This is a genomic window from Arthrobacter sp. 754, from assembly GCF_040548695.1.
Classification (GTDB): Bacteria; Actinomycetota; Actinomycetes; order Actinomycetales; family Micrococcaceae; genus Arthrobacter.
In genome coordinates this window covers 275,955-298,217 of record NZ_JBEPSC010000002.1, presented here as the reverse complement: position 1 = coordinate 298,217, position 22,263 = coordinate 275,955, and the positions used below count along the sequence as shown (strand labels likewise).

The 22,263-nt window shown below is 64.2% G+C and carries 19 protein-coding genes; 11 read left to right on the top strand and 8 right to left on the bottom strand.

Annotation, left to right across the window (positions count from 1 at the left end):
- Nucleotides 1-12: 12 nt before the first annotated feature.
- Both ABIA70_RS06935 and ABIA70_RS06930 read left to right on the top strand, forming a co-directional pair.
- Nucleotides 13-2,652 carry a PD-(D/E)XK nuclease family protein gene (locus ABIA70_RS06935; protein WP_354146857.1) on the top strand — a complete coding sequence of 880 codons (2,640 nt, stop codon included), beginning with the start codon at nucleotides 13-15 and terminating at the stop codon, nucleotides 2,650-2,652.
- Nucleotides 2,649-5,825 carry a UvrD-helicase domain-containing protein gene (locus ABIA70_RS06930; RefSeq protein WP_354146856.1) on the top strand — a complete coding sequence of 1,059 codons (3,177 nt, stop codon included), beginning with the start codon at nucleotides 2,649-2,651 and terminating at the stop codon, nucleotides 5,823-5,825. Before ABIA70_RS06935 ends, ABIA70_RS06930 begins: the two co-directional genes overlap by 4 nt.
- A 16-nt stretch (nucleotides 5,826-5,841) precedes the next feature.
- On the opposite strand, the gene ABIA70_RS06925 is transcribed toward ABIA70_RS06930, so the two are convergent.
- Nucleotides 5,842-6,087, bottom strand: coding sequence for a hypothetical protein (locus ABIA70_RS06925; RefSeq protein ID WP_354146855.1), 246 nt, complete (start codon nucleotides 6,085-6,087; stop codon nucleotides 5,842-5,844).
- Between the two features lie 93 nt (nucleotides 6,088-6,180).
- Between ABIA70_RS06925 and ABIA70_RS06920 the strand changes: the two genes are divergently transcribed.
- Entirely contained in the window at nucleotides 6,181-6,825 is a 645-nt protein-coding gene (locus tag ABIA70_RS06920; protein WP_354146854.1) for a hypothetical protein, read from the top strand.
- A 26-nt stretch (nucleotides 6,826-6,851) separates the two neighbouring features.
- On the opposite strand, the gene ABIA70_RS06915 is transcribed toward ABIA70_RS06920, so the two are convergent.
- The 3 genes from ABIA70_RS06915 to hisC form a co-directional block, all read right to left on the bottom strand.
- Entirely contained in the window at nucleotides 6,852-6,914 is a 63-nt protein-coding gene (locus tag ABIA70_RS06915) for a hypothetical protein (protein WP_354147330.1), read from the bottom strand.
- A 476-nt stretch (nucleotides 6,915-7,390) separates the two neighbouring features.
- The gene (locus ABIA70_RS06910) at nucleotides 7,391-8,803 is read right to left on the bottom strand and encodes an amino acid permease (protein ID WP_354146853.1); all 1,413 of its coding nucleotides are present in this window, start codon (nucleotides 8,801-8,803) and stop codon (nucleotides 7,391-7,393) included.
- Nucleotides 8,804-8,858: 55 nt separating this feature from the next.
- Complete coding sequence (gene hisC / locus ABIA70_RS06905; RefSeq protein ID WP_354146852.1) at nucleotides 8,859-9,956, bottom strand: histidinol-phosphate transaminase; 1,098 nt, start codon at nucleotides 9,954-9,956, stop codon at nucleotides 8,859-8,861.
- A gap of 93 nt (nucleotides 9,957-10,049) precedes the next feature.
- Here hisC and ABIA70_RS06900 point away from each other — a divergent pair, with 93 nt between their 5' ends.
- Entirely contained in the window at nucleotides 10,050-10,553 is a 504-nt protein-coding gene (locus tag ABIA70_RS06900; protein WP_354146851.1) for an Lrp/AsnC family transcriptional regulator, read from the top strand.
- Nucleotides 10,554-10,673: 120 nt separating this feature from the next.
- Complete coding sequence (locus ABIA70_RS06895; RefSeq protein WP_354146850.1) at nucleotides 10,674-12,344, top strand: thiamine pyrophosphate-binding protein; 1,671 nt, start codon at nucleotides 10,674-10,676, stop codon at nucleotides 12,342-12,344.
- Nucleotides 12,345-12,367: 23 nt separating this feature from the next.
- On the opposite strand, the gene ABIA70_RS06890 is transcribed toward ABIA70_RS06895, so the two are convergent.
- Nucleotides 12,368-13,111, bottom strand: a complete 744-nt coding sequence (locus tag ABIA70_RS06890) for a hypothetical protein (RefSeq protein WP_354146849.1) — start codon at nucleotides 13,109-13,111, stop codon at nucleotides 12,368-12,370.
- A gap of 211 nt (nucleotides 13,112-13,322) precedes the next feature.
- Here ABIA70_RS06890 and ABIA70_RS06885 point away from each other — a divergent pair, with 211 nt between their 5' ends.
- The 5 genes from ABIA70_RS06885 (at nucleotide 13,323) to ABIA70_RS06865 (ending at nucleotide 17,854) form a co-directional block, all read left to right on the top strand.
- Complete coding sequence (locus ABIA70_RS06885) at nucleotides 13,323-14,450, top strand: NAD(+)--rifampin ADP-ribosyltransferase (protein ID WP_354146848.1); 1,128 nt, start codon at nucleotides 13,323-13,325, stop codon at nucleotides 14,448-14,450.
- Between the two features lie 235 nt (nucleotides 14,451-14,685).
- Complete coding sequence (locus ABIA70_RS06880) at nucleotides 14,686-15,372, top strand: helix-turn-helix domain-containing protein (RefSeq protein WP_354146847.1); 687 nt, start codon at nucleotides 14,686-14,688, stop codon at nucleotides 15,370-15,372.
- The gene (locus ABIA70_RS06875) at nucleotides 15,362-16,084 is read left to right on the top strand and encodes a hypothetical protein (protein WP_354146846.1); all 723 of its coding nucleotides are present in this window, start codon (nucleotides 15,362-15,364) and stop codon (nucleotides 16,082-16,084) included. Before ABIA70_RS06880 ends, ABIA70_RS06875 begins: the two co-directional genes overlap by 11 nt.
- A 258-nt stretch (nucleotides 16,085-16,342) precedes the next feature.
- Entirely contained in the window at nucleotides 16,343-16,879 is a 537-nt protein-coding gene (locus tag ABIA70_RS06870) for a DM13 domain-containing protein (protein WP_354146845.1), read from the top strand.
- Nucleotides 16,880-16,957: 78 nt separating this feature from the next.
- Complete coding sequence (locus ABIA70_RS06865) at nucleotides 16,958-17,854, top strand: ketopantoate reductase family protein (protein WP_354146844.1); 897 nt, start codon at nucleotides 16,958-16,960, stop codon at nucleotides 17,852-17,854.
- A gap of 57 nt (nucleotides 17,855-17,911) precedes the next feature.
- On the opposite strand, the gene ABIA70_RS06860 is transcribed toward ABIA70_RS06865, so the two are convergent.
- The 3 genes from ABIA70_RS06860 to ABIA70_RS06850 form a co-directional block, all read right to left on the bottom strand.
- On the bottom strand, nucleotides 17,912-19,426 hold the full coding sequence (locus tag ABIA70_RS06860; RefSeq protein WP_354146843.1) for an MFS transporter: 1,515 nt from the start codon (nucleotides 19,424-19,426) through the stop codon (nucleotides 17,912-17,914).
- Nucleotides 19,427-19,593: 167 nt separating this feature from the next.
- Entirely contained in the window at nucleotides 19,594-20,025 is a 432-nt protein-coding gene (locus ABIA70_RS06855; protein WP_354146842.1) for a hypothetical protein, read from the bottom strand.
- A gap of 121 nt (nucleotides 20,026-20,146) precedes the next feature.
- The gene (locus ABIA70_RS06850) at nucleotides 20,147-20,830 is read right to left on the bottom strand and encodes a hypothetical protein (RefSeq protein ID WP_354146841.1); all 684 of its coding nucleotides are present in this window, start codon (nucleotides 20,828-20,830) and stop codon (nucleotides 20,147-20,149) included.
- 574 nt (nucleotides 20,831-21,404) lie between these two features.
- On the opposite strand from ABIA70_RS06850, the gene ABIA70_RS06845 reads away from it, so the two are divergent.
- Entirely contained in the window at nucleotides 21,405-22,157 is a 753-nt protein-coding gene (locus ABIA70_RS06845; RefSeq protein ID WP_354146840.1) for a response regulator transcription factor, read from the top strand.
- Nucleotides 22,158-22,263 lie beyond the last annotated feature (106 nt).

Sequence of the window (22,263 nt, the reverse complement as noted above, 5' to 3'; positions counted from 1 at the left end):
CATGGGGGAAGAATGAAAATTGAGTTCGGATTGCATCTGGACCGCGCGCCTTGGGCCTACACCCGGCCCGGCCTCAACCAGATCCGGGTAGGGCGGAAGAACTTCACCGCCCTGCTGCAGACACGTCTGGGAATCACCCGTCCGGATACGGGGCACGCCGAACGCGTCAGCCAGTATCTGGACCGCCTTCGGTCCTTCGACTCTCCCGGCGCATGGTTCCACGAGTCATTACAGGTCGACCCTTGGTCCACTGCCCAGGAGCTACTGGCCGCTCGCGACGACGCAGTGGCAAACGGCTGGATCGGTGTGCTTCCCGCCCAGCGGCCAGACTCGGAAGCGCCGTCCCCGCTGCTGCGGACACTTGCGGCGGCGGAACAAGCGCAAGGACGGCTCGCGCCGTCCCTGGCCGATGACATCGCGGAGCTCGTGACAGCGCTTGACTCACCGCTGCCGCTAGGCATCGACGAGCTCGTGCTTCACCACCCTGAGTGCAGCTTTCCAAAGATCTGGCAGATCATCATCGCAAAGCTCCGTGACCGCGGGGTGAACATCAGCGAAGTCATTCCATCTGCCACGCCTCCGAAACTGACAATCCTTTCCGCTGAAACGGAATGGGACGCCGCCGAGATAAGCGCCAGATGGCTCGCCTCAGGCGACAACACCAGCACCGCCGTCGTCTGTTCTGACAGGAGCGCCCTTCTCGACAGCTACCTAGCCGGGCACGGAATGCCAGCCATCGGCGTTGGCGCCCCCTCAGCGTGGCGGCCGCATGACCAGTCGATTCCGCTGTTTTTCGAAGTCATCTGGTCACCGGTAAGCGTACAGCTCCTCGCCGAACTGCTCAGCCTTCCAGGGTCGCCGGTCCGCCGGCGCCCCGCGAGGCACCTGCTGGGTGCGCTCAAGGCTGAGCCAGGAGTCGGCGGTGACGCCTGGGCCGCGGCAATCGCAAACATCGAAGGCGACGAGCGGCTCGGCCCCGACGTGTCTGGCGTCCTGGACGACGTTTTCAGTGCAGGCCTGCTTGTTGAGGAAACGAATGTCAGCGGCACCCAGTTGGCTGAAAAAGCCGAATGGCTGGCGGCGCGGCTACGTGCCCGCGTAGCCTACGACGAGACGGCGACGGGAACGGGGGTGCTGCTCCAACGGATCCTCGCATTGATCAAGCCGCTTCCCCGTGTATCCCGCAGGGACCTTCGCAGGATCATCGCCGCCGTGATCACTCCCTCGCCCGGATCCCTGATCCACGCTGAATCAACACCTTGGCTGCGGCTCAGCCATCTAGCCGAGTTGACCGACGACGTCGATCAGGTGCTCTGGTGGGGTTTTCAGAGCGCAGGAATGCCGCGCCGCCGCCGCTGGGACTCCCATGACATCGAAACCCTCGCCCAGGTTGGTGTGCAGCTACCGGCTCCCGAAGAGCTGAGTGCTCTCGAAGTCACCCAAACCCTCGCCGGAGCAAACCGGACCGGCAATCTGGTGCTCGTCCAAATACAACAGCGCGACGGGGAACGGGTAGCGGGCAACCCGCTCCTGGAGGCACTCGTAGCCGCCCAGCCGAGCACGCAGACAGAATCGGAATCTGTTGCAGATCGCCTCGCCGCGTTGACTGTCGCCCCCGAAGAGCTGACAAACAACAGCGGCCGCTGGTCGTTGGCGGGACGGCACGTCCAGCTCGTTCCTGTTGCACAGCACCGCCCTATTGCCCCACCTCCCGTCCACGAGGTTGGTCCGAATGCCGCGCTCATACCAAAACGCCTCTCCTACACCCAGCTCTCCACTCTGCTCGGCTGTTCGTTCGCGTGGACGCTCAAACACAGGTCCCAGCTTCGGGTGCCAGACGCCGCGGGCGTGCCCACAGAAAACCAAATGCTTGGCATTTTCGCCCACAAGGTTGTAGAGGTCCTGCACGGTCAACTTCGGCCGCAACACCGGGCGGTGCCGTCAGCATCCGAGGTGAGCGCCGTCGTCGACCGTCTCCTCCCACAGCTTGCATCGGAACTGCTACTGCCCGGCCAGCTGCACCGGCTTGCTGGTGTCCGTGCAACCATCGAAGCCACCGTCATGATGTTCTTCCAGCAGCTGCAACGCGGCGGAATTGTGCTGCAGGATATGGAGCAAGAGTTCAGTAAAGACCTGACACTAAATGTGCACGGTTCCGAGCTGACTGTTTCAGTCGGTGGCCGTGCCGACGCCGTGGGCATCGATGCCCGCGGCCGAACCGCCGTCGTCGACCTTAAGTGGAGCAACACAGAGAAGTATTACCGTGAGGACGTCCAGCGGGGAGAAGCTCTCCAGCTGGCGCTGTATCAGTGGGCTCTCAACGAAGGGGAGTTACCTCCCGATTTCCCGGCCGCGTATTTCCTGCTCAAACAGGGAACATTTGCTTCCTCCCATACGGAATTCGGCACAGCCCTGCAGCCCGCGCAGGACACACCGGAGTTGTGGCGCCGAGCTCTACGTGCCGTGGAGTTCACGGTGGAGGAAGTACTCACCGGGCGAATCACGGCCGCGCAGCCGGCCGAAGCCGCTCTAGCCGAAGGTGAGCCCACCGCCGCCGGGCTGGCTGCGGAGAATGAGCGGTTGCACCGGAAGCCGAACTGCCGGTACTGCGATTTTGGAACTCTGTGCGGACTAAAAGGGGATTACTCGTGAACTTGCTGGACAACGTCACCATGGTCTCGGCCAGCGCCGGCACCGGCAAGACTTACACGCTGACTGGCAAGATCGTGGACCAGATCGCGGGAGGACTGCCTGCCGGGGCAGTAATGGCTACCACGTTCACCAAGAAAGCGGCCGGTGAGCTCCGGGAGCGCATCGCAGCCAGGCTCTTGGAACAGGCTGGGGTAGCGGGCGACGAATCCGCTGCGGCCGCGCTTCGGCTCGCTTCCCAACAGCTCCCGGCTAGCCTCATCGGCACCGTGAACAGTGTCTGCGGCCAGTTGCTCCAGGAACATGCGATCGACGCGGGACTGTCCCCCGCCCTCGAGGTCATAGGCGAGGAACAGCTTGCCGGCATCTTCATTCTGGCAACCGACGAAATCCTGGCCGAACACGCTCCGGCCATTCTCCCCATCGCCCGCCGCATGGGGACCGACGACGCTGGCGCCCGGGATGCCAAAACGTGGCAGGAGATGGTCCGGTCCGTTGTGGACGCTGCCCGCACAAACCTGCTGGACGCGGAGGACCTGTCCGATTGCGCAGAAAGGTCCTGGAACGGTTTCCGCGAGCTCCTCGATACCCCCAGTCAAGACGACCGGGAGAAGTGGTTGCGGGACCTGCGCGCTATCGTGCCCGACCTTGAAGCGACGGCTCGGGACGGCAAGACGCCTGCCGGGAAGACGGTGAGCGTCACCTCAGCATCCTTTACGGAACATGCGCCAAAGATCCTTCACAAGGTTGCGAAGATGGGCGAAATCGAAAGCATCACCTGGGAAGAGTGGCGCGGCGTCGTGGGATCAGGGGCTCCCTCGGCTGTCAAAGCACTCTTCGCACTAGCCACGGATGCCATCAAGGAAGGTCTACTGTCCAACCCTGCCTTCCATCACGATCTGGAGCAATACACCCGGCGAATCTTCGCTTGCGCGGCAGATTGCCTTGATGCCTATTCCGAGTTCAAACGGCTTCATGGCCTCATGGACTTTGTTGACCAGGAGACCCTGGTCCTCAAGCTGGCACGCGACAATGAAGCCTTCCGACGCTCGTTCCCCGGACGCGTCCGGTTCCTTGTCGTCGACGAGTTCCAGGACACCAGCCCCCTCCAGTTGGAACTCTTCCTGCAGCTCAGCAGTCTCGTAAATGAGGCCGTCTGGGTGGGCGACCCCAAACAGGCCATCTACGAGTTCCGCGGCACTGACCCTGAACTTATGGAAGCGGTCGTTGCCAAGGTCAGCCGCCGGGAACAGCTGTCCGAAACCTGGCGGTCGCATCAGGCCGTCGTGGACTTGAGCAATGCTGTCTTCGAGCCGGTGTTCCAAGGACATGGGATGCCGCCCGAGACAGTCCACTTGATGCTTCCGGATGCACACGCGGACTGGTCCGCAGGCACGCTTGAGGCCTGGACCCGGCCCCAGACCAACGACGGTGAACGGCTCAAGGCAACCGCAGCAGGCGTGGCGTCTCTGCTGGGGAGGCGGCCGGAACTGAGAGCCGGCGACGTAGCCATCCTTGCCCGCTCAAACGCAGATGTGGAATCACTCTCCTCAGCACTGGATGCTTTGGGGGTCCGGGCCAGCCGCAACCCACGCAAGTTGTCCGATGCACGGGAGGTGCAGCTCGCGCGGGCGGGCATGGCTTTCGTCGCTGACGGCTATGACACGGTGGCGCTGGCCGAGATCGTTGCACTCCATCCTGACCACTCCGCCCACGCGATCTGGCAACAGCAGCTCCTTGCTGCCCCGGAGGCCGCCACCGTGCTGGAGTCGTGGAATGCCGACCCACTGATCGCAGGGCTCGATGGTCTCCGCGAACGTGCAGCCCGGGCTACTCCCACCGAGGTCTTCGAGGCGGTGACCGGTGTACTGAGGCTGAACCGTCTGATCAGCAGCTGGTCGACGCCGGCTACCCGATTGAGGAATCTCGACGCCGCCCGTGGCGCGATCCATACATACTACGAGCGGTGTCTGGCGCTCCGATCGCCAGCGACACTGCGGGGCTTCCTCGCCTTCTTCGGCAGTGAGGAGCAGCAATCGGCCGAGAACGCAGGGGACGACGTGGTCAACGTTCTGACCTATCACAAGGCCAAAGGGCTCGAATGGCCCGTTGTGGTCTTGGAGGGGCTGGACAAAGATCTGCGACTCGCAGCGTTCGGCGCCGCAGTGGAGCAGGACGGCAGCTTCGATCTGGAGCAGCCGCTGGCCGGCCGCTGGATCCGCTTCTGGCCCAGCCCCTTCCCGTACGGTGGCTCCCCGCTCGACGCCAAGGGCAAGACGAGCGACGTGGCGGAACGGGCGCAGGAACGCGATCGCCGCAACATGTCACGGCTTATGTACGTGGGCATGACCCGGGCGGTAGAAACGACGGTCCTTACAGCCAAGAACGGCAAGCCAGACCTGCTGAACAACCTGGGTGTTGCCTCGCTGGTCTCGTGGGTCAACCAAGACGAAGACAGCACCGACGGTGTTATTCAGGTGGCGGATAATGACGGCTTCCGCGCGTTGGTAGCAGAACTTGAGCCGCTGGATACGGTTTTGACAGCTGCCGTTTGGACTCCGAGGTTCACTGATGCCGAGTCGTCCCCCTCCGGAGCTGCTGCGTTGCCAGCCCGCTTCGCGGCGTCGTCCTTGGACTCTTCGGGACACGACGCGGCCGTAACCGCGGTGGCGGAGCTCGGCTCTCGTCTTGCTGAACATGGTTCCGATGACTGGGGTGCGGTGGGCAGCGCAGTCCATGCTTACCTGGGAACGCAGTTCTCGGCGCTCAGTCCAGCTGACCGGCAGGATTTGGCGGAACGGATCGTCGAACGCTGGCACGTCGAAGGAACCGTTGATCCTCTGTTGCTGATCACGTCCGGGGACCGGTTCGAGGCTTATCTCGACTCGGAGTTCCCGGGGTGGGTGCGCCATCGGGAGGCAGCGATAGGCTGGCGGCCGGAGAACCAGGTCATGGAAGGCTGGATCGACCTTCTGCTGGAAGGACCAGAAGGATTCGTGCTCGTCGACCACAAGACATACCCCGGTAACAACCCCGGAGGCCATATCCGCGAAAAGTACCTGGGCCAGATGGCTGCCTACAGGAGCGCGGTACTGGCTGCCACCGGAAAGCCCGTGGTGCGAACGCTAATCCATTTCCCAGCACTGGGAAGTATCTACGAGATCAGCGCGGTCTAGGTGAGTTGGCGCGGCTTTACCACCAGCGGTGGCGGCACTCGTCATCTTGGCAAGCCCACTTCGGCAGGCCCCATTCAACCTGGCCGGTCGCGGGATAGATGCGCTGTTCGTGCATCATGACGCAGCCAGCAAATTCCGCTTTCGGATATTGCTCCACTGTGTCGGGCATAACCATGCCGTAGATGATGCGCCAGGCCTCGTGCCCACACACCGGGCACCGTCTTGTCGCAGTTTTTCGTTTGGGGTTTCCGTTCTCCGCCATCTTAGAAACGTAGCCTTGGCCACAGACATTCTGCCCACTTACAAAAAGTTCTAAGCCCGACATCGCTACAGAGGAAACAGGAGCAGAAACCTCGTGACCACCCCTGATCAGCGAATAGCAGTGTTGCCGGACTCGCCCGAAACGAGGCTCTTGGTAGCACTAACCAGTCATGCTTCCGACCTTTCGGAAGCCGCGCATACCCTGCGCCATGCCTTCGAGGCCGGTGAAGGTTCCGAGCTATGGCTCCCACTGACTTCGCATGCAGTCACGGCTTACATCCGCCCGTTCATCGATTCGAGCGTTCGGACACGCCTCGACAAAATGCCGGAAATCCCGGCGTTGCCGCCTACCCTCGCTGGGGTGCACGAGAAGATACGGAAATATCGAAACACAACCGTCGCGCACTCACAGTCAAGATTGACCCTGCCGCTACCCGTTGCCTTCCTCGATGCTGAGGGGCGCGGAGTTAAGGTCAGTGGAATCTCGATCATTCATCCGATGCCTCTGGCAATTGCCGAGAGCTTCTCGGACTTGATCTCAGTAATGGAGGACTTGGTGGACCAGGCGACGCAGCCAGTCCTCAAGAGCCTGCGCGTCTGGTTGCAAGGTAAGGCCCCGGACACCATCAAAAGTTGGGACCATCCGGAGTTTATCCACGCAACCGACTCGGACTTCAGCGCTGCCTCTACTCGAACGGCGGCGCCTCGGTTTACCGCTTATTGGCACGTGGAGCCCTGACCAACGACGGCACACAACCAGCCGCTTTAGGCCGTCAGCCGCTCCGTTGCGTACTTGTTGAGGGGCACTCCGTGATTGGCGGCCTCGATAGCCAGCTTGCGGTGAAGTTCCGGGGGACGCGAAGGTTGAGTCTGCCACTAAACGTTTGGGCTGCAATTGGCTGAGGCACAGGTTCGCCCGACTTGCCGAGTTCGGCGATGACATCGGACACTAAGCGTTCTATGCCGCGGAGCGCCTCGAACTGATCCTCACCCAGCCAGGAGAGGGACGGAAACTCAAGAACAGTGGCTACAAACTCTAGGTCCTCCGGCGACCACTGGACCGAGTAACGATATTGCGCCACCGGCGACGGTAAGGCAGCTGCTTTTCGGATGGACATCTACTTCTCCTTGCTCCCAGGGATGGCTTGTCGCATTGCTGTGGTGCCAGTTTTGGCACCACATCTCAAGGCCCCTGCACCCTTGGGAGGCTGCTCCGGCACACATCGCAAGGGCGCGCGCGGCCAAAACCGGACGCGCCCTCCGCCGCATGCACGGAACCCACGAAGTGGGTCAAAACACCATGTTCAGTCGATCAGCACCGGCTGCTTGGCATCATCCGATGATTCGACAACGGGCAAAACCTTGCGGTTCCGGTTGTTCACCCAGTTCGCCACCGCCAGAAGAGCCACAAGTCCGAAGGTGCTCAGGAGCTGGGGGCGGGAATCCTCGCCGATGAAGCCAACCGTTAAGATCGCAGCGAGGATGACCAGGCCAACCACCGTGAGCCACGGGAAGCCAGGCATCCGCAGCGGAAGCGCCGTTCCCTCGCGGTCGGCACGGAGGCGCAGCGCGAGCTGGGCGAGGAGCGCGGACGTCCACACCAGCAAGCAGGTCGAGCCCACGATGTTGAGCAGAACCGGCAGGACCATCTCGGGGAATGCCAGCTCCAGCACAACAGTGACCACTCCGAAAGCGACGCTGGCAAGGACTGCGACAACCGGGACCCGCGCCTTGGACACGGAAGCCAGCAGGCGTGGTGCCTCACCCCGCTCCGCCAAGGAGTAGGCCATCCGGGAGGCACCGTAGAGGTTGGCGTTGAGGGCGGAAAGCAGTGCCGCGACGGCCACCAGGGTGATGGCGGTGGCTGCGCCGGGCATGCCGGCCGCGTCCAGCACTGCGGCGAACGGGCTCTTCAGCCCCGCCGAACCCACGGGAACAACAGCCGCGATAATGAAGATCGCACCGATGTAGAAGACCAGGATGCGCCACAGCACGGTCCGGACTGCCTTCTTCACGCTGCGGGCAGGCTCTGCGGTCTCAGCTGCAGCCACGGACACGATCTCGGTGCCGCCGAATGCGAACGCCACCACGAACAGTGCCGTGGCAATTCCGGCGAAACCGTTGGGCGCGAAGCCGCCTCCGGTGAAGTGGGCCAGGCCCGGCGACTGGACGCCCGGCAGCCAGCCGAAGAGCAGGGCAACGCCCACGAGGAGGAACCCGACGATTGCCACCACCTTGAGCAGGGCGAACCAGAACTCGAATTCACCGAAGTTCTTCACGCTGGTCAGGTTCACGGCGGTGAGCACCACGATGAATACGAAGGCCATCAGCCACACAGGCAGGGCCGGAAAGATGGTGGCCAGCAGTCCTGCCGCACCGAGGGCTTCGGCCGCGATCACCACCACAAGCTGCAGCCACCAGAGCCAGCCCACGGTGGCGCCGGCCACCGGCCCGTAGGCCTTGGCGGTGTAGACGGAGAAGGCACCGCTGTCAGGATTGGCGGCGGCCATCTCGCCGAGGGCCCACATCACCAGGATGATGAGGGTGCCGGCCACGAGGTAGGAGATCAGCACGGCCGGGCCGGCCGCCTGGATGCCTGCACCGGAGCCGATGAAGAGGCCCGCGCCGATGGCGCTTCCGAGGCCCATCATCGTGAGCTGTCGGGGCTTGAGTGCGGCGCCAAGTGGGCGGGCAGACGTCTTTGTCTGTTGTTCCATGAGGATTCCTCTGGTTGTCGGTGGAACGGATTGGGGATTGAGGGTCAGTTAGTTGTCAGGCTGCGTGGGCTTCCAACACCCGGAGCACGCGGTCGTTGGAGGCGGGGCCGGCGACGGTGATCCGCACGCCGTCGCCCGGGTAAGCGCGGACCATAATGCCCGCGTGGTCGAACGCGTCCACCAGGCTCGCGATGAGGTGATCATCGGCACGGATCCAGAGGAAGTTGCCCTGGCTCTCCTGCAGTTTCCAGCCCTGGGCTTCCAGCTGCGCGGCCATCCGGGCGCGCTCCTGCTTGACGGTGGCAACCCGTGCTTCCATCTCCCCGCCGGCGTCCAGCGACGCGATGGCAGCCTTCTGCGCCAGCGCGCTCACGGCGAAGGGAAGAGCGGTCCGACGCAGTCCCTCGGCGATGGCCGGCGCCGCCACGGCGTAGCCCACGCGCAGGCCGGCCAGCCCGTAGGCCTTCGAGAAGGTGCGCAGGATGCAGACGTTCGGGTACTCGCGGTAGAGGGCCAGGGAATCGGGGCCGCTGCCCGCTTCGCCGTATTCCACGTAGGCCTCGTCGATCACCACGAGGATGTCGGAGCGGACGGACTGCAGGAACGACTCGATGCGCTCATGGCTGATCGGCACGCCGGTGGGATTGTTGGGGGTGCACAGCAGGATCACCTTGGTGTGGTCGGTGACGGCCGCGGCCATGGCCTCGAGGTCGTGGCCCTCAGTGCTGTCCAGCGGGATGCGGACCGGCCGGGCGCCTGCCAGCTCAACCAGGATGGGGTAGGCCTCGAAGGAGCGCCACGCGAAGATCACGTCATCCCCGGCGTCGCACAATCCGGTGATGATCTGCTGGAGGACGCCCACGCTGCCCGGCCCCACCGCGACTTCCCCAGCGGTGACGCCGAGGTGGGTGGCGAGCCGTTCACGGAGTTCGACGGCGGCCGTGTCCGGGTAGCGGTTCATGGCACCTGCCGCTGCGGTCACCGCAGCGATGGCCGCGGGCAGGGGCTCGTAGTGGCTTTCGTTGCTGGCGAGGGCTGCGATGTCCATGCCGGCGCTGCGCCGGCCCGGGACGTAGGACGGAAGGCCGGTCACTGCGTCACGAAGGGTGGGGTGCGCGGTTTCCGGTGTTGTCCGGAACTGAGTGATGGTCATGAAGACCGATCATGGTTGTGACCCGGAGCACATTGCAACATACACTCAACCTATTGGGACTTCTGCTCAACTTCTACTGCATGTGGTGAAAATATGACCATCGCGAACCCCCGCACCCTCGATTCCCTCGACGGCCGCATCATCCTTGCCCTGGACAAGGATCCGGAAGCCAGCGCCCTGGCACTCTCCCGCACGCTCGGCGTCGCACGGAACACGGTCCATGCCCGGCTGGCACGGCTGGAGCGCAGCGGCGCCCTCCGCTCCTTCAGCCGGCGGCTGGACCCCGCCGCGCTTGGCTATGACCTGATGGCCTTCCTCTCACTGTCCATCAGCCAGACCCGGACAGGTTCGGTGGAGGACGGGCTCGCCGCGATCCCGGAGGTCATCGAGGTGCATGCCACCACCGGGGACGCGGACCTCATGGCAAAGGTGGTGGCGCGCGGTACGGCCGATCTCTACCGCATCACCAACCAGATCCTGGAAATCGAGGGGATCCAGCGGACCAGCACGGCCATTTCCGTACTCGAACTCATGCCGCCCCGGTACGACGGCCTCCTGAACCGGCTGTCGGAGCAGGAATCCCGCCCCTCCACCTAAAGGCGGGTGATGCACGCCACAAGTGGGCATATTTTCACTTCTAACCTGCTTCTCCTGCCAAATCTCCCAACCCGACTCCACTCTCTTGCCGATCTGTGAACCAGCGCACAAGATTCCTGCATGACTACTCTCACTGTCTCCGGCCGCGTGGCGCAGGTTCTCAGCAGCTACCTCAGCGACGTCTTCGGCGTCATGGGCAACGGGAATGTCTACTTCCTGGACGCCGCAGAGAAGCTGGGCCTCCGCTTCTCCCCCGTCCGCCATGAAGGCGCCGCCATCGCCGCGGCCGATGCCTACTACCGGACGTCGGGACGCCTCGCCGCGGGCACCACCACCTACGGGCCCGGCTACACCAATGCACTCACCGCCCTCGCCGAGGCGGTCCAGGCGCAGATCCCCGTGGTGCTGGTCACCGGGGACGCCCCGAGCAGCGGCGCCCGGCCCCAGGACGTGGACCAGGCGGCCATCGCCGCCGCCCTCGGCGCGGCCACCTTCACCGTCACCCGCGACGACGCGGGCTCCATCACCCGGCAGGCGGTGGAGTACGCACTCACCCGGCGCACCGCCGTCGTGATTGCCATCCCCTACGACCTCGCGGCACTCGAGGCCGGGGACGAGGAGCTTCCGGCGCCGCACGCACCAAAGGTGACGGACGACGTCGACGGCGGCCTTGGGCAGGCAGCCCGCCTGCTCGCCGGGGCGAAGCGGCCGCTGATCCTCGCCGGCCGCGGTGCGCACCTCGCCGGAGCCGGCCCGGAACTCCGGGAGCTCGCCGACCGCCTCGGCGCACTGACCGCCGGAACCGCCCTAGCGCTCAACCTCCTCAAAGGCGAGGGGTACCTGGGCGTCGCCGGCGGTTTCGGCACCGACACCGCGGCCGGGCTCATGGGCGAGGCCGATGTGGTCCTGGTGGCCGGGGCAAGCCTGAGCCCGTTCACCATCCGGTTCGGGCACCTGCTCGGCCCGGACAGCACCGTTATCCAGATCGATGCCGCCCTGCAGCCAACGCACCCCCGGGTGGATACGTTCGTCAGCGCGGACGTGAAGTCTGCTGCGGGACACCTGCTTCAGTTGCTGGGTGGCGGGGCTCCGGATGCCGGCCGCGGATCAGCGTGGCGCGCGGAAGCCCGCAGGCGCCTGGCCGAGGGACCGGGCCACGAGGCTGGCTCAGCGGAAACTTCCGACGGCCGGCTGGACCCGCGCTCCCTAGCCACGGCCCTGGATGCGGTGCTGCCGGAGCGCCGCACGGTGGTCCAGGATGGCGGGCACTTCGTCGGCTGGGCGCCGATGTACTGGAACATCCCGCGGCCCCAGGACCTCATCATGGTGGGGACCGCCTTCCAGTCCATCGGGCTGGGTCTTGCCAGCGCCGTCGGGGTGGCCCGCGCCGTGGAGGACGGCCGCACCCTGGTGCTGGCCTCCGGCGACGGCGGTTTCCTGATGGGCCTGTCAGACCTCGAATCGCTGATCGGGGCGGCGAGCAGCGCCATCGTGGTGATTTACAACGATGCCGCCTATGGAGCCGAAATCCACCAGTACGGCTCCCAGGGCCTGACCGAAAAGCCCATGCTGATACCGGAGGTGGACTTCAGCGGCGTGGCCCGCGCGCTTGGTGCCGAGTCGGCGATCATCCGCTCACTGGCAGACCTTTCCGCGCTCACGGACTGGATCGACGCCGGAGCCAAGGGAACCTTCGTGGCCGACTGCCGCATCACCTCGAGCGTCCGGGCCCCGTGGCTGAGCGAGTGGATGGCGGCCTCGCGGGCGGCGAAGGCAGCGGTGGCGGGGTAACTACTCCGGCGAGCCGGAAGGAATCAGGCATGCCAGGCGACCGCGTTCTGGATAAAGGAAGAAATGCGCCGGACGGAAGCATCTCCAGAATCATGGCCACTGACGTACGTGTTGGCTGCTTCGCGGACACATTGGTCCAAGTCCGGCCAAGACAGCCAGCAGAAGACTTCCGGGATGCGTTCCATAAGCTCGGACTCAGATGGAAAAGTTTGGTCGCCCACCCGATCCAAAACCGGGCCGAGGAAACGTCCCACAGCTTCCGCAATTCCCAGTTGGCCGTTGCCTTTGACCCGAACGGGCGGGGTAACACCCAAGAGGAAGAGAATTGGCGTGGCCGTACCGGCTTTGGACATAAGGGTGACGTATTCCCGGGCCAGTTGCTCGGGCTGAAAACTGCCATATCTTATGCGTTTGGCCTCAACCAGCGTGTAGGTCCTGGGGGTCTCAAGGATGGCGTCGGGCTGGACCACCAATTTGGCCTTGTGACCTTCTGGCCCGGGGCTGAAATCCCCCGGTAGAAAGTTCATCCGCAATTCTTCGGCCTCTGAAGCAAGTATTTTCCGGGCGTCATCGGCACCCTGTGCCGCTTCGATGACAGCTCCGAGGAAGTGGGTCCGGGGCAGGAAGTCCAGACCGACAAGTACCTCCGCGGTTAGGACATTTTCGCGCCCCTGCCCGCCGGCCCTGTAGTCCCTGGCCTTCTCCCACGAGATTTCCTCAAGGAGCTTTCCAACAATTGAACTGGACGCGGTGATTGACGGTTCCAAGTGAGTTCCCCTCATCAGGACATGGCTAGCTTGCCGCGACACTAACCCAATTACCGGGCGATAACTACAACTGGACGGGGTGTACTTCCGGATCTTCGCATTGACGGGGGTACCGGAATAAAGATCAGCGCAAAATTGCCTCAAGAACGAATCATTGCAACGTTTGGAGAACTAGCATCACGGCAATAGCCGCACAATGAATGGGGAAAAGATGAATGCAATTGGTCTCACGGAGGCAACCCACGGTCCCGCCGATTCAGGGCCGTTCTACCACGGCACCAGGGCGAACCTGCGGGCCGGAAACCTGTTGGTCCCCGGCGACGGCTCAGGCTTCGAGGCACGGGAAGCGGCCACCCAAATCTTCGTCACAGCTTCCCTCGATGCGGCCAGGCGGCATGCTGAATTCTGCGCAGGCGAGGGACGAGGCAGGATCTACCGGGTGGAACCCACCGGCCCCTTCGAGAACCATCCCCACCTGAGCGACGAGGGGCTTTCGGGAAATCATGCCCGGTCCTATCGCACGCACGAACCCATCCGGGTGCTGGACGAAGTCCGGGGCTGGCAGACTCACTGCACCGAGGTGCGGGGCTTCGATCCATCCTTCGACTTCATGACCGACCAGCCAGCGAGGCGCAGCCAAGACCCGGACAGTGTCAGTCCGAAGCTCCGGTCGCTCCATCAGGTCCTGTGGACAAAGCGGCTGAACTCAGGTGTGCTTTTCGCCCCCACCATGCCGCCGAATCGGGGCGACGGCTACCTGATCTTCACCGACGCTTCCGGGGCCAGGCATTGGTACGGCAGCGACGCCATCACGAACTCCTACACCCGCTGGTTGCGCCCGAAGGCTCTCGTCGGCGCTATCGCCGGTCTCAACCAGGAGCAACGGGCCCGTTACCTTAACCCGCCGTACACCATCGGCAGTGCGATGATCTGGCCCGTCAGGGCGAAGGACCGGCCCACCATAAACCAGGCACGTGGGATCAGGCCGCTGATCGCCGACCGGATGGACTTCACCCTGGAATGCATCCGGCGCCACTACGCAGGAGAGCCAGAAAGCCCCCTCGCCGATGTCCTCACCGCCTACGCGGACTTCTTCGCGCTCTTCGACGGATTCAAGGAGTTCGTGGACTTTTTCCACTTCCAAGACCTCGTGACGCCCGACTACAGCGAGGTTCTGTTCTTCCTGCCGTTCGACAACTTCAAGCATCGCGGGACACCGGCCACAACCGATGAATACGTGATGTATCGCGAGGCCACGCTGGAGTTCATCGCGAAACGGGGGCAGCGGATAGCAAGGTGGCTTGAGGACAACGACAACAACACCGACGACGGCGAGTAGCGCCGACGAGAACGGCGACGGCGGCGCTCACGCAAGTGCCGCCGTCGTCCGTCCATGCGTCGCATCACCGTCGGCTTCCCGGGCCGTCCCTTGTGCTCCGCCCGTGCGCCCGTGGCAGAGCGAGTGGATGGAGGCCTCCCACGGCGCGAAGGCGGCGGTGGCAGGCTAGATACCTCCCGGCCCCCGCGACCCCACGCACATTTCATATTCATAGCGATACCGCTACAATTTTGATATGCCGCTGAGTATCCCCGAATTGGCGAAACGCCTCAATCTGAACGACAGCCGCGCCCGGCACCTTGTCCAAACCGGCCGCATCCGGGGGCAGAGAATCGGCGGACGATGGCTGGTTGATGAAGCGGACGTATCCCAATATCGGCCCGGGGCACCTGCTGGGCGGCCCCTTTCGCAGCGTAACGCGTGGCTGTTCGCCATGGCCGCCGGCAATCCCCGGGAAGGCGCGGAGTCCGACTTCCTTTTGCCCGTTTCGCCCGTTGAGAGGTACCGCCTCAGACAGCGGTTGCAGCGGTGGGAGGACGCAGCCTTCTCTTTCCCACTCCTCCTGTCCCTGCTCGCCAACCGGGCCGACAGACTTGAGTTCTCCGCCGGCCCGGGCGACATCCCAGAGTTGAAGCAGGATCCTCGTCTACGGCCATCCGGGGTTTCCCATCCCGAATCGGGCCTGCTCGCAAACTCCGAGCTCGAGGCCTATGTCAGCCGGCGTGACGTGGATGCGCTGGTGAGGGATTGGTTCCTGGTCGAGGCCAAGCCCGGGCAGCGGGCCAACGTTGTTCTGCACGCGGCTGATGACGTCCCCGAGGAGCTTCCGCTACTGGTGGTAGCTGCGGATCTGGCTGAACGCCCAGGCGCCCGGGAACAGGAAGCCGCTCGAGAACTTGTCAGGAGCATCCGTGCCGATTGAATTCCCGGCAATGCCTGCCGAGCAGCAGGAAGCCCGGCAGGCGGTGCTCGAAATCCATTCGCGCATGTCACAAGGCTGGGTCCTGGTGGGCGGACAGGCCGTCTACCTGCACGCAGTTGAACGAAGTGCGCCGATTGTCAGGGCAACAACTGATGCCGATTTTGCCCTCGACATCCGCGCCTACCCTAGGATGCTCCACGATTTCACCTCGCTCTTGAAAAAGCTTGACTTCGAATCGGCGGGCGAGTCTCTGGAAGGCCACCAGCACCGATGGCTCCGGGGAAATGCCGTTGTGGATGTCCTCATCCCACGTCATCTGGGGGAACGTGCAGCCGGCCGCATTGGCGTGACAGGCGGGACTACGATCGCGGCTCCTGCCACCCAGCATGCCCTGGACAGGGCGGAAACGGTCGATGTCATAGCAGGGGCGGTCACAGGTCAGGTGAACCGCCCGTCACTACTCGGCAGCCTGATCGGAAAAGCCGCCGCCCTGAAGATTGTGAATGATGAATTCCGAGAACGGCACATCACTGATTTCCTGACGCTGGCCGCCGTCGTGGGTGCGGGTGACCTGCGGGGCGTCACCTATCAGCCTGCAGAACGCGATCACCTCGCACACATGCTCGGCTACCTGAAAAACACCCCCGAGCATATGGACCTTGTGCCCGAAGGTGCAGACGGCGTGCAGCGCCTCCGGATGTCCCTGGGCTGATTCCGGCATACCCTCTCGAGTCGGCGATCATCCGCACACTGTCGGACCTTTCCGCGCTCACGGATTGGATCGATGCCGGCGCCAAGGGAACCTTCGTGGCCGACTGCCGGATCACGTCGAGCGTCCGGGCCCCGTGGCTGAGCGAGTGGATGGCGGCCTCGCGGGCGGCGAAGGCGGCGGTGGCGGGGTAGATAACCGGTGGCAGGGTAGCTTAGCGCCGGCGCGGAACATCAGCGCCGGTCCTCGCGTTGAGGTGGTATGAACAAACGCGTCCTCATGCCGGCCGTGCTGCTTGTGGCCGCCATGGTGGTGGCCGTGGGACTCTACCTGTTCCAGCCGTGGCGGATCTTCACGAGTTCCACTGTGACCGAGGACGTTCCGGCCGCTGCGCAGTCCACCACCCCGTCGCCGGGATCCTCGGCTGAGCCTTCCACTGTGGCTGTTCCCCGCGAGGTGGCAACAGGCCTACTCATCAGCCATGAACATGCAAGCAAGGGAAGTGTGAAGATCATCGAACTCGCCGACGGGACCCACATCCTCCGGTTCGAAGGCCTTGATACCTCCGATGGCCCGGACCTGCGGGTATGGCTCACCGATGCCCCGGTGATTGAGGGAATAGCAGGCTGGCACGTCTTCGACGACGGTGGACACCTGGATCTGGGCGCACTCAAAGCCAACAAGGGCGATCAGAACTACGCGATCCCTGCCGGTACGAATCTTGCTGACTATACGTCGGTCAGTATCTGGTGCGCGCGCTTCGCAGTATCGTTTGCCGCAGCAGAGCTAACTGCCTGAGTAGTACTGTCAAGGAACTTGGACCAGTACGGCTCCCCGGTCAACATCTTGAGCACCACCCCTGAAAGGTATGCACCCATGCGGATCCTCGTCGTCGGAGCCGGAGCCACAGGCGGGGCGTTCGGTACTCTCCTGCAGGAAGCCGGACGGGATGTCACGTATCTTGTGCGGCCGCGCAAGCAGGCGGTCCTCCGCCGCGACGGATTGCGCTTCATCTCCCCCACCGCTGACCGGACGCACGCGGTGCAAACCATTACCGCCTCGGATGGGTCGGAGCCCTTCGATCTGATCCTCGTCACGGTCAAAGCCACCGCGTTCGAGGGCGTACTCGGCGAGCTGGGCGCTTTCGTCGGACCTGGAACCAGCATCGTTCCCATCCTCAACGGCATGGCCCATGTGGACCGGCTTGAGCAGTTGTACCCGGGCCAGGTGATCGGCGGCCTGGCCCGGATCGTGGCCACACTCGACGGCGATGTGGTCCGCCAGCAGGTTCCCCTCACTTCGCTCATGGTTGGCGGACTGAATGGAAACCCTGTCCCCACGGATGTCTCCACGGCCCTGAACGTGCCCGGCGTCGATTTCTCGGTAGTCGACGACGTGTTGGGCGCTCTGTGGGATAAATGGGCATTCATCGCTGCCGCGGGGATCGTCAATTGTTTGTTCCGGGCGCCGGTGGGACCGATCATCGAGGCCGGCGGTGAGTCCAGGATTCTGGAGGCCATCAGTGAAACCGAAGCGGTTGCGGCTGCGGCAGGACATCCCGTTTCCGACGCCGCTCATGCGCAAGCCATCGGCATACTCACCGAGCGGGGGTCGGCCTTCACGTCCTCCCTGTACCGGGACTTAAGCGCGGGACTGCCGTCGGAAGCTGAGCACATCCTTGGCGACCTCGCGCGCAGGGCCCGGGAGCTCAACGTTCCCACACCGCTGCTGGACCTCACCCTCGTCCAGATCAGGGCAGGCCTGCCGCACTAACCCCCACCAACGTTTACGGCGGCACTCCCCCAAGTGCCGCCGTCGTACGTCCCCGCTTCACATCACCGTCGGCTTCCCGGGCCGTCCCTTGTGCTCCGCCCGAGCGATCTCGAAGCTGCTTTCGAACGGCAGCGAGTCCAGGTCCAGCAGCGGGTTCGTATCCTGGGTCTCCACCAGCTTGCGGGCGGCTTCCTCCGAGTCCACGCTGGGCATGGACCCGGGGAGGTGCCGCCGAGCTGATTCGGGCAGGAACCAGATAGCCGCGGCGGCAACCGCGGCCACGGCCATGAGGTAGTACGCAATCGCCATGTCGTCGCCGGTCAGTTCGATGAGGGACGCAATGATGAACGGGGCCGTCCCGCCGAAGATGGCCACCGCCAGGTTGTAGGCGATCCCCATGGCCGAATAGCGGTGCTCGGTGGGGAACAGCGCCGGCAGCGCCGAGGCCAGGTTCGGCACCGAGAACGCCACCGGGAAGGCAATCAGGGCCAGGCCCAGCAATGTCATCGGGACGCTGCCCGCCGCTATCGCCAGGAACGCCGGAACCGCGAGCACCAACGTGCTGGCGGCCCCGATCCACAGCACGGGACGGCGGCCGATCCGGTCCGAGAGCAGCCCCGTGAACGGGATGCACAACGCCATGGCCACCAGGACCGGGATGGTCAGCAGCGTCCCCTCCACCTCGCTGTACCCCTTGTTGCTGGTCAGGTACGTGGGCATGTAGGACGTGAGGGCGTAGGCCACCGTGTTGGCGGCCGCCGCCAGGATCATGGCCAGCAGGATCGGCCGCCAGTGCGCCTTCAGGATCCCGACCGGTCCCACCGGCCGGAGCTCCTCCCCGGTTTCGGGGTGCTTGGCCGCCACGGCTTCGGCTTCCAGCGTGGCCTTGAAAGCGGCCGACTCCTCGATCTTCATCCGGAAGTACACGGCAACGGCGCCCAGCGGGCCGGCCACCAGGAACGGGATCCGCCAGCCCCACGCCTCCATCTGCTCCTGGCCCAGGGTCAGCTGAAGCACGGACACCACGGCCGCGCCCGCCGCAAAGCCGAGGTAGCTTCCCATGTCCAGGAAACTGACGTAGAAGCCCCGGCGGCGGTCCGGCGAATGCTCGCACACGAACGTGGTGGCACCCGAGTATTCGCCGCCGGTCGAAAAGCCCTGTACCAGCTTCAGGACCACCAGCAGCACCGCCGCCCAGATGCCCAGCACCGCGTACCCCGGAAGCAGGCCGACGGCGAACGTTGCCACGGCCATGAGCATCAGCGTCATGGCCAGCACCTTCTGTCGGCCGATCTTGTCGCCGAGCCAACCGAAGAAGACACCACCCAGCGGCCGGGCGATGAACGTGGCGCCGAAGGTTCCCAAGAGGAACAGGTTCTGCACGGCCCGGTCCGCTTCGGGCAGGAACACCGGCCCCATCGTGGTGATGAGGTAACCAAACACGCCGACGTCGTACCACTCCATCGTGTTGCCCACGATGGTCCCGCCCAGCGCCTTCCGCAGCGTGCGCTTGTTCACGACGTTGATGTCCGATACCCGCAGCCGCCGCTGCTGCCGGTTGTGCTCTGTCATGGCCCGCTCACCGCCGCCTCAGTCCTTGGCTGGGCACTCGCCGTCGTTCCTCCGGCCCGCCTGACCGGCAGCAGCCCAACACTCCGATCATCCTGCCGCTGCCGCACGGTGGCAACAGTGGAATCAGGAGTGGCCACCGGAGCCTCCCCCATGTGCGTTCACATGGGTCAGAGACGCGCATCCAGTAGGCGGATCTGTTCGCGCAGCTTGCGCTCCACGGCGTCAATGTTCGTCAGCCGGACCGCTGAGATTGCAAACACCGCAACACCCAATATTGCGGTGGCCACGGCGCAGCAGAGGAAAAAGAGGGACCCAGCGGGATCACGGAGGATCCCGTAGCCATCGATGACGATGACCAGCGCTGTCCCGGCCGGCAGGGCCCGGATGGCCAGCGAGTACGCCCTCCGGCGTTGTGCGAGTTCATCGCGCCAGTCACTGAACAGACTGGCCAGTGGCAGGACTCCCGAGCGGAGCGCATACTTCACATGCTCTCGGTGTTCCTCCGGCAGGGTGGAGGGCAGCGCCCGGGCAGGTAATGGTTTCAAAACCAGAAGGGTTCCCGCAGCGAAAAGGCCGACGGCCGAGGACACGTGATCCATGCAGGTGGTGCCTGGATAAAGATCCAGGCACAGCACCATGCAGCAAGGCAGAAGACTGACGAAACATGCTGCGGGAGGCCATGGCAGCCCGCTGCTGGCTCCCTTGGACATGTCACTGGTCCTAGTTGGTGACGGGGTTTGCCGGGCTGAGTGCGGCGGCCCGCACCCTTGGGTGGTTGCGGGCGAAGCCCCAGCGCAGGCTGATCACAGCCATCCACAGCACCACGAGCAGGAAGGGCCAGACGAAGAAATCCTCGTTGGCGGGAAGGCCGGTTGCGGCGAGCACGGCAATGCTCGTCGTGCCGATCGCCATGCCGGCCCAACTCAGCACCCGTCCGAGCGCGCCGGTCACCAGAGCCGCGGCGGAAGCGAACAGCGCAAATACACCCAAGGGCAGAAGTTGCACCAGGTGCCCGGCTCCATCAACGTCCATCAGGGCTCTGGCCAGCTCTGGTGACATGTCTTCCCGGAGGACGAACACGGCAATCACCATCGTTAGGGAGACGAGATACGCCATGATCGCGGCGATCCCTCCAACGAGCGCAGTGGCCGCAAGCCAGCCGGCGTTCCGCAGCCGCGTGTACAGGTAGCCAACGAACATTATCAAGGCCAGCTGAGCCAGGATCAACATGGCAAACGCCACGCGAGCCCACGGGTTCTCGGCGATTCTCTGTTGCTCATCCAGTATCAGCTGTCCGGGCGATTCCCCACGGGCAGAACCCTCACCCACCAGCGCGCTTCCGATGTTAGCCAGCAGCACGTAGGCTGCTCCGCTGAAGGCTCCGACCCGGTCCACGGCGGTCATGGCCCGTCGCGGCCCCGGCTGCACCGAGCCTCCGTGGCCCCCGGATTGGATTCCATTTGCTGGGTCTGGACGGTTCTTCATGATGGTTCCTTTCTTTTGGTGTGGATGGGCCGGACCTATGCCGGCTCACCTGTCGATGATGAAACGGAACTTCCAGAGTTCCGGTGAGCCTTTCAGCGGTATGACCGCAGCATTCTGTTGACCTGGGTGGTTCCGCCAGCACGTTGACGTTGGAGGTACTGCGCTTTCCCGTGCGCTCCCGGAGGACGCCGTCCCCATGAGGCCAAGGCTGAAGATGATGGTGATGGTCAGCCATGCTGTTCGTTGTCTGGATTTCCGGGCCATCGGTGGCTCCTTGGTTTTTCTCGTCCATGACCTGCTTTTTCATGGAGTTGATAGCCATCAGTGTTGATCCCGGAACGTATGTGGCGCGTCGGCCCCCGGTAGCCATTCCCGTGTACATCGGCAGGGGGTTCTGCGCGCTCACCAGCTACATCCCACGACGTAGCACGCCCGGTCCCCCGGGCTCATTTTGGCCGTGGCTTTTCAGCGCGGGGATGGATATTGTCCACTCATGGATGGCACACGAAGCGGTGAGCCCGGGGCGGCAGGCGTGCCGGCTGTGACGGCCGGTGAGACCGACGGCCGCGTCCGTGTGGTCCTTGTCGATGACGAAGCGCTGATCAGGGCAGGCCTGGCTCTGCTGCTGGAGTCCGAGCCGGACATGGTGGTCGTCGGGGAGGCCGGTGACGGCCGCGCCGGCGTTGAAGTGGTCGCCGGGCTGCAGCCCGACGTCGTGGTGATGGATATCCGGATGCCAGTCATGGACGGCGTCGCGGCCACCCGCATCCTGACGTCCGAAGACTTCAACGCCGGCCGCAGGGAAGCGATACCGGTGCTCATCCTGACTACCTTCAACGAAGACGAGGCTGTCCACGCCGCCCTGCGTGCCGGCGCCTCCGGCTTCATCCTCAAGAACTCGGCGCCACGCATCCTGGCATCCGCCATCCGCGCCCTAGCCGAGGGAGCGGGCTGGCTTGACCCGAATGTCACCCGCAAGCTCCTCGAGGAATTTTCCAACAGACCGGAGCCTTTTCTCCCCACCCCTGCAGAGTTGGATGAGCTGACACGCCGTGAACGTGAAGTGCTCGCCTCGATTGCCCGCGGAATGAGTAACTCCGATGTCGCCGCAGCCCTTTTTCTCAGTGAGGCGACCGTGAAAACGCACGTGCACCGGATCCTCATGAAACTTGGGGTGGCGGACCGGGCGCAGGCTGTGGCGGCGGCCTACCGTCTGGGCCTCGTCAGGCCGGACGGGCGTGGCTGAGCATTCCGGCCTGGGACCCCCGCCTACCGCAATAGTCCACCCGGGGATGTATGCCATCACTCAAACGAAGGATGGATGACGGTAGCCGTGCCCGGGCGCACACTAG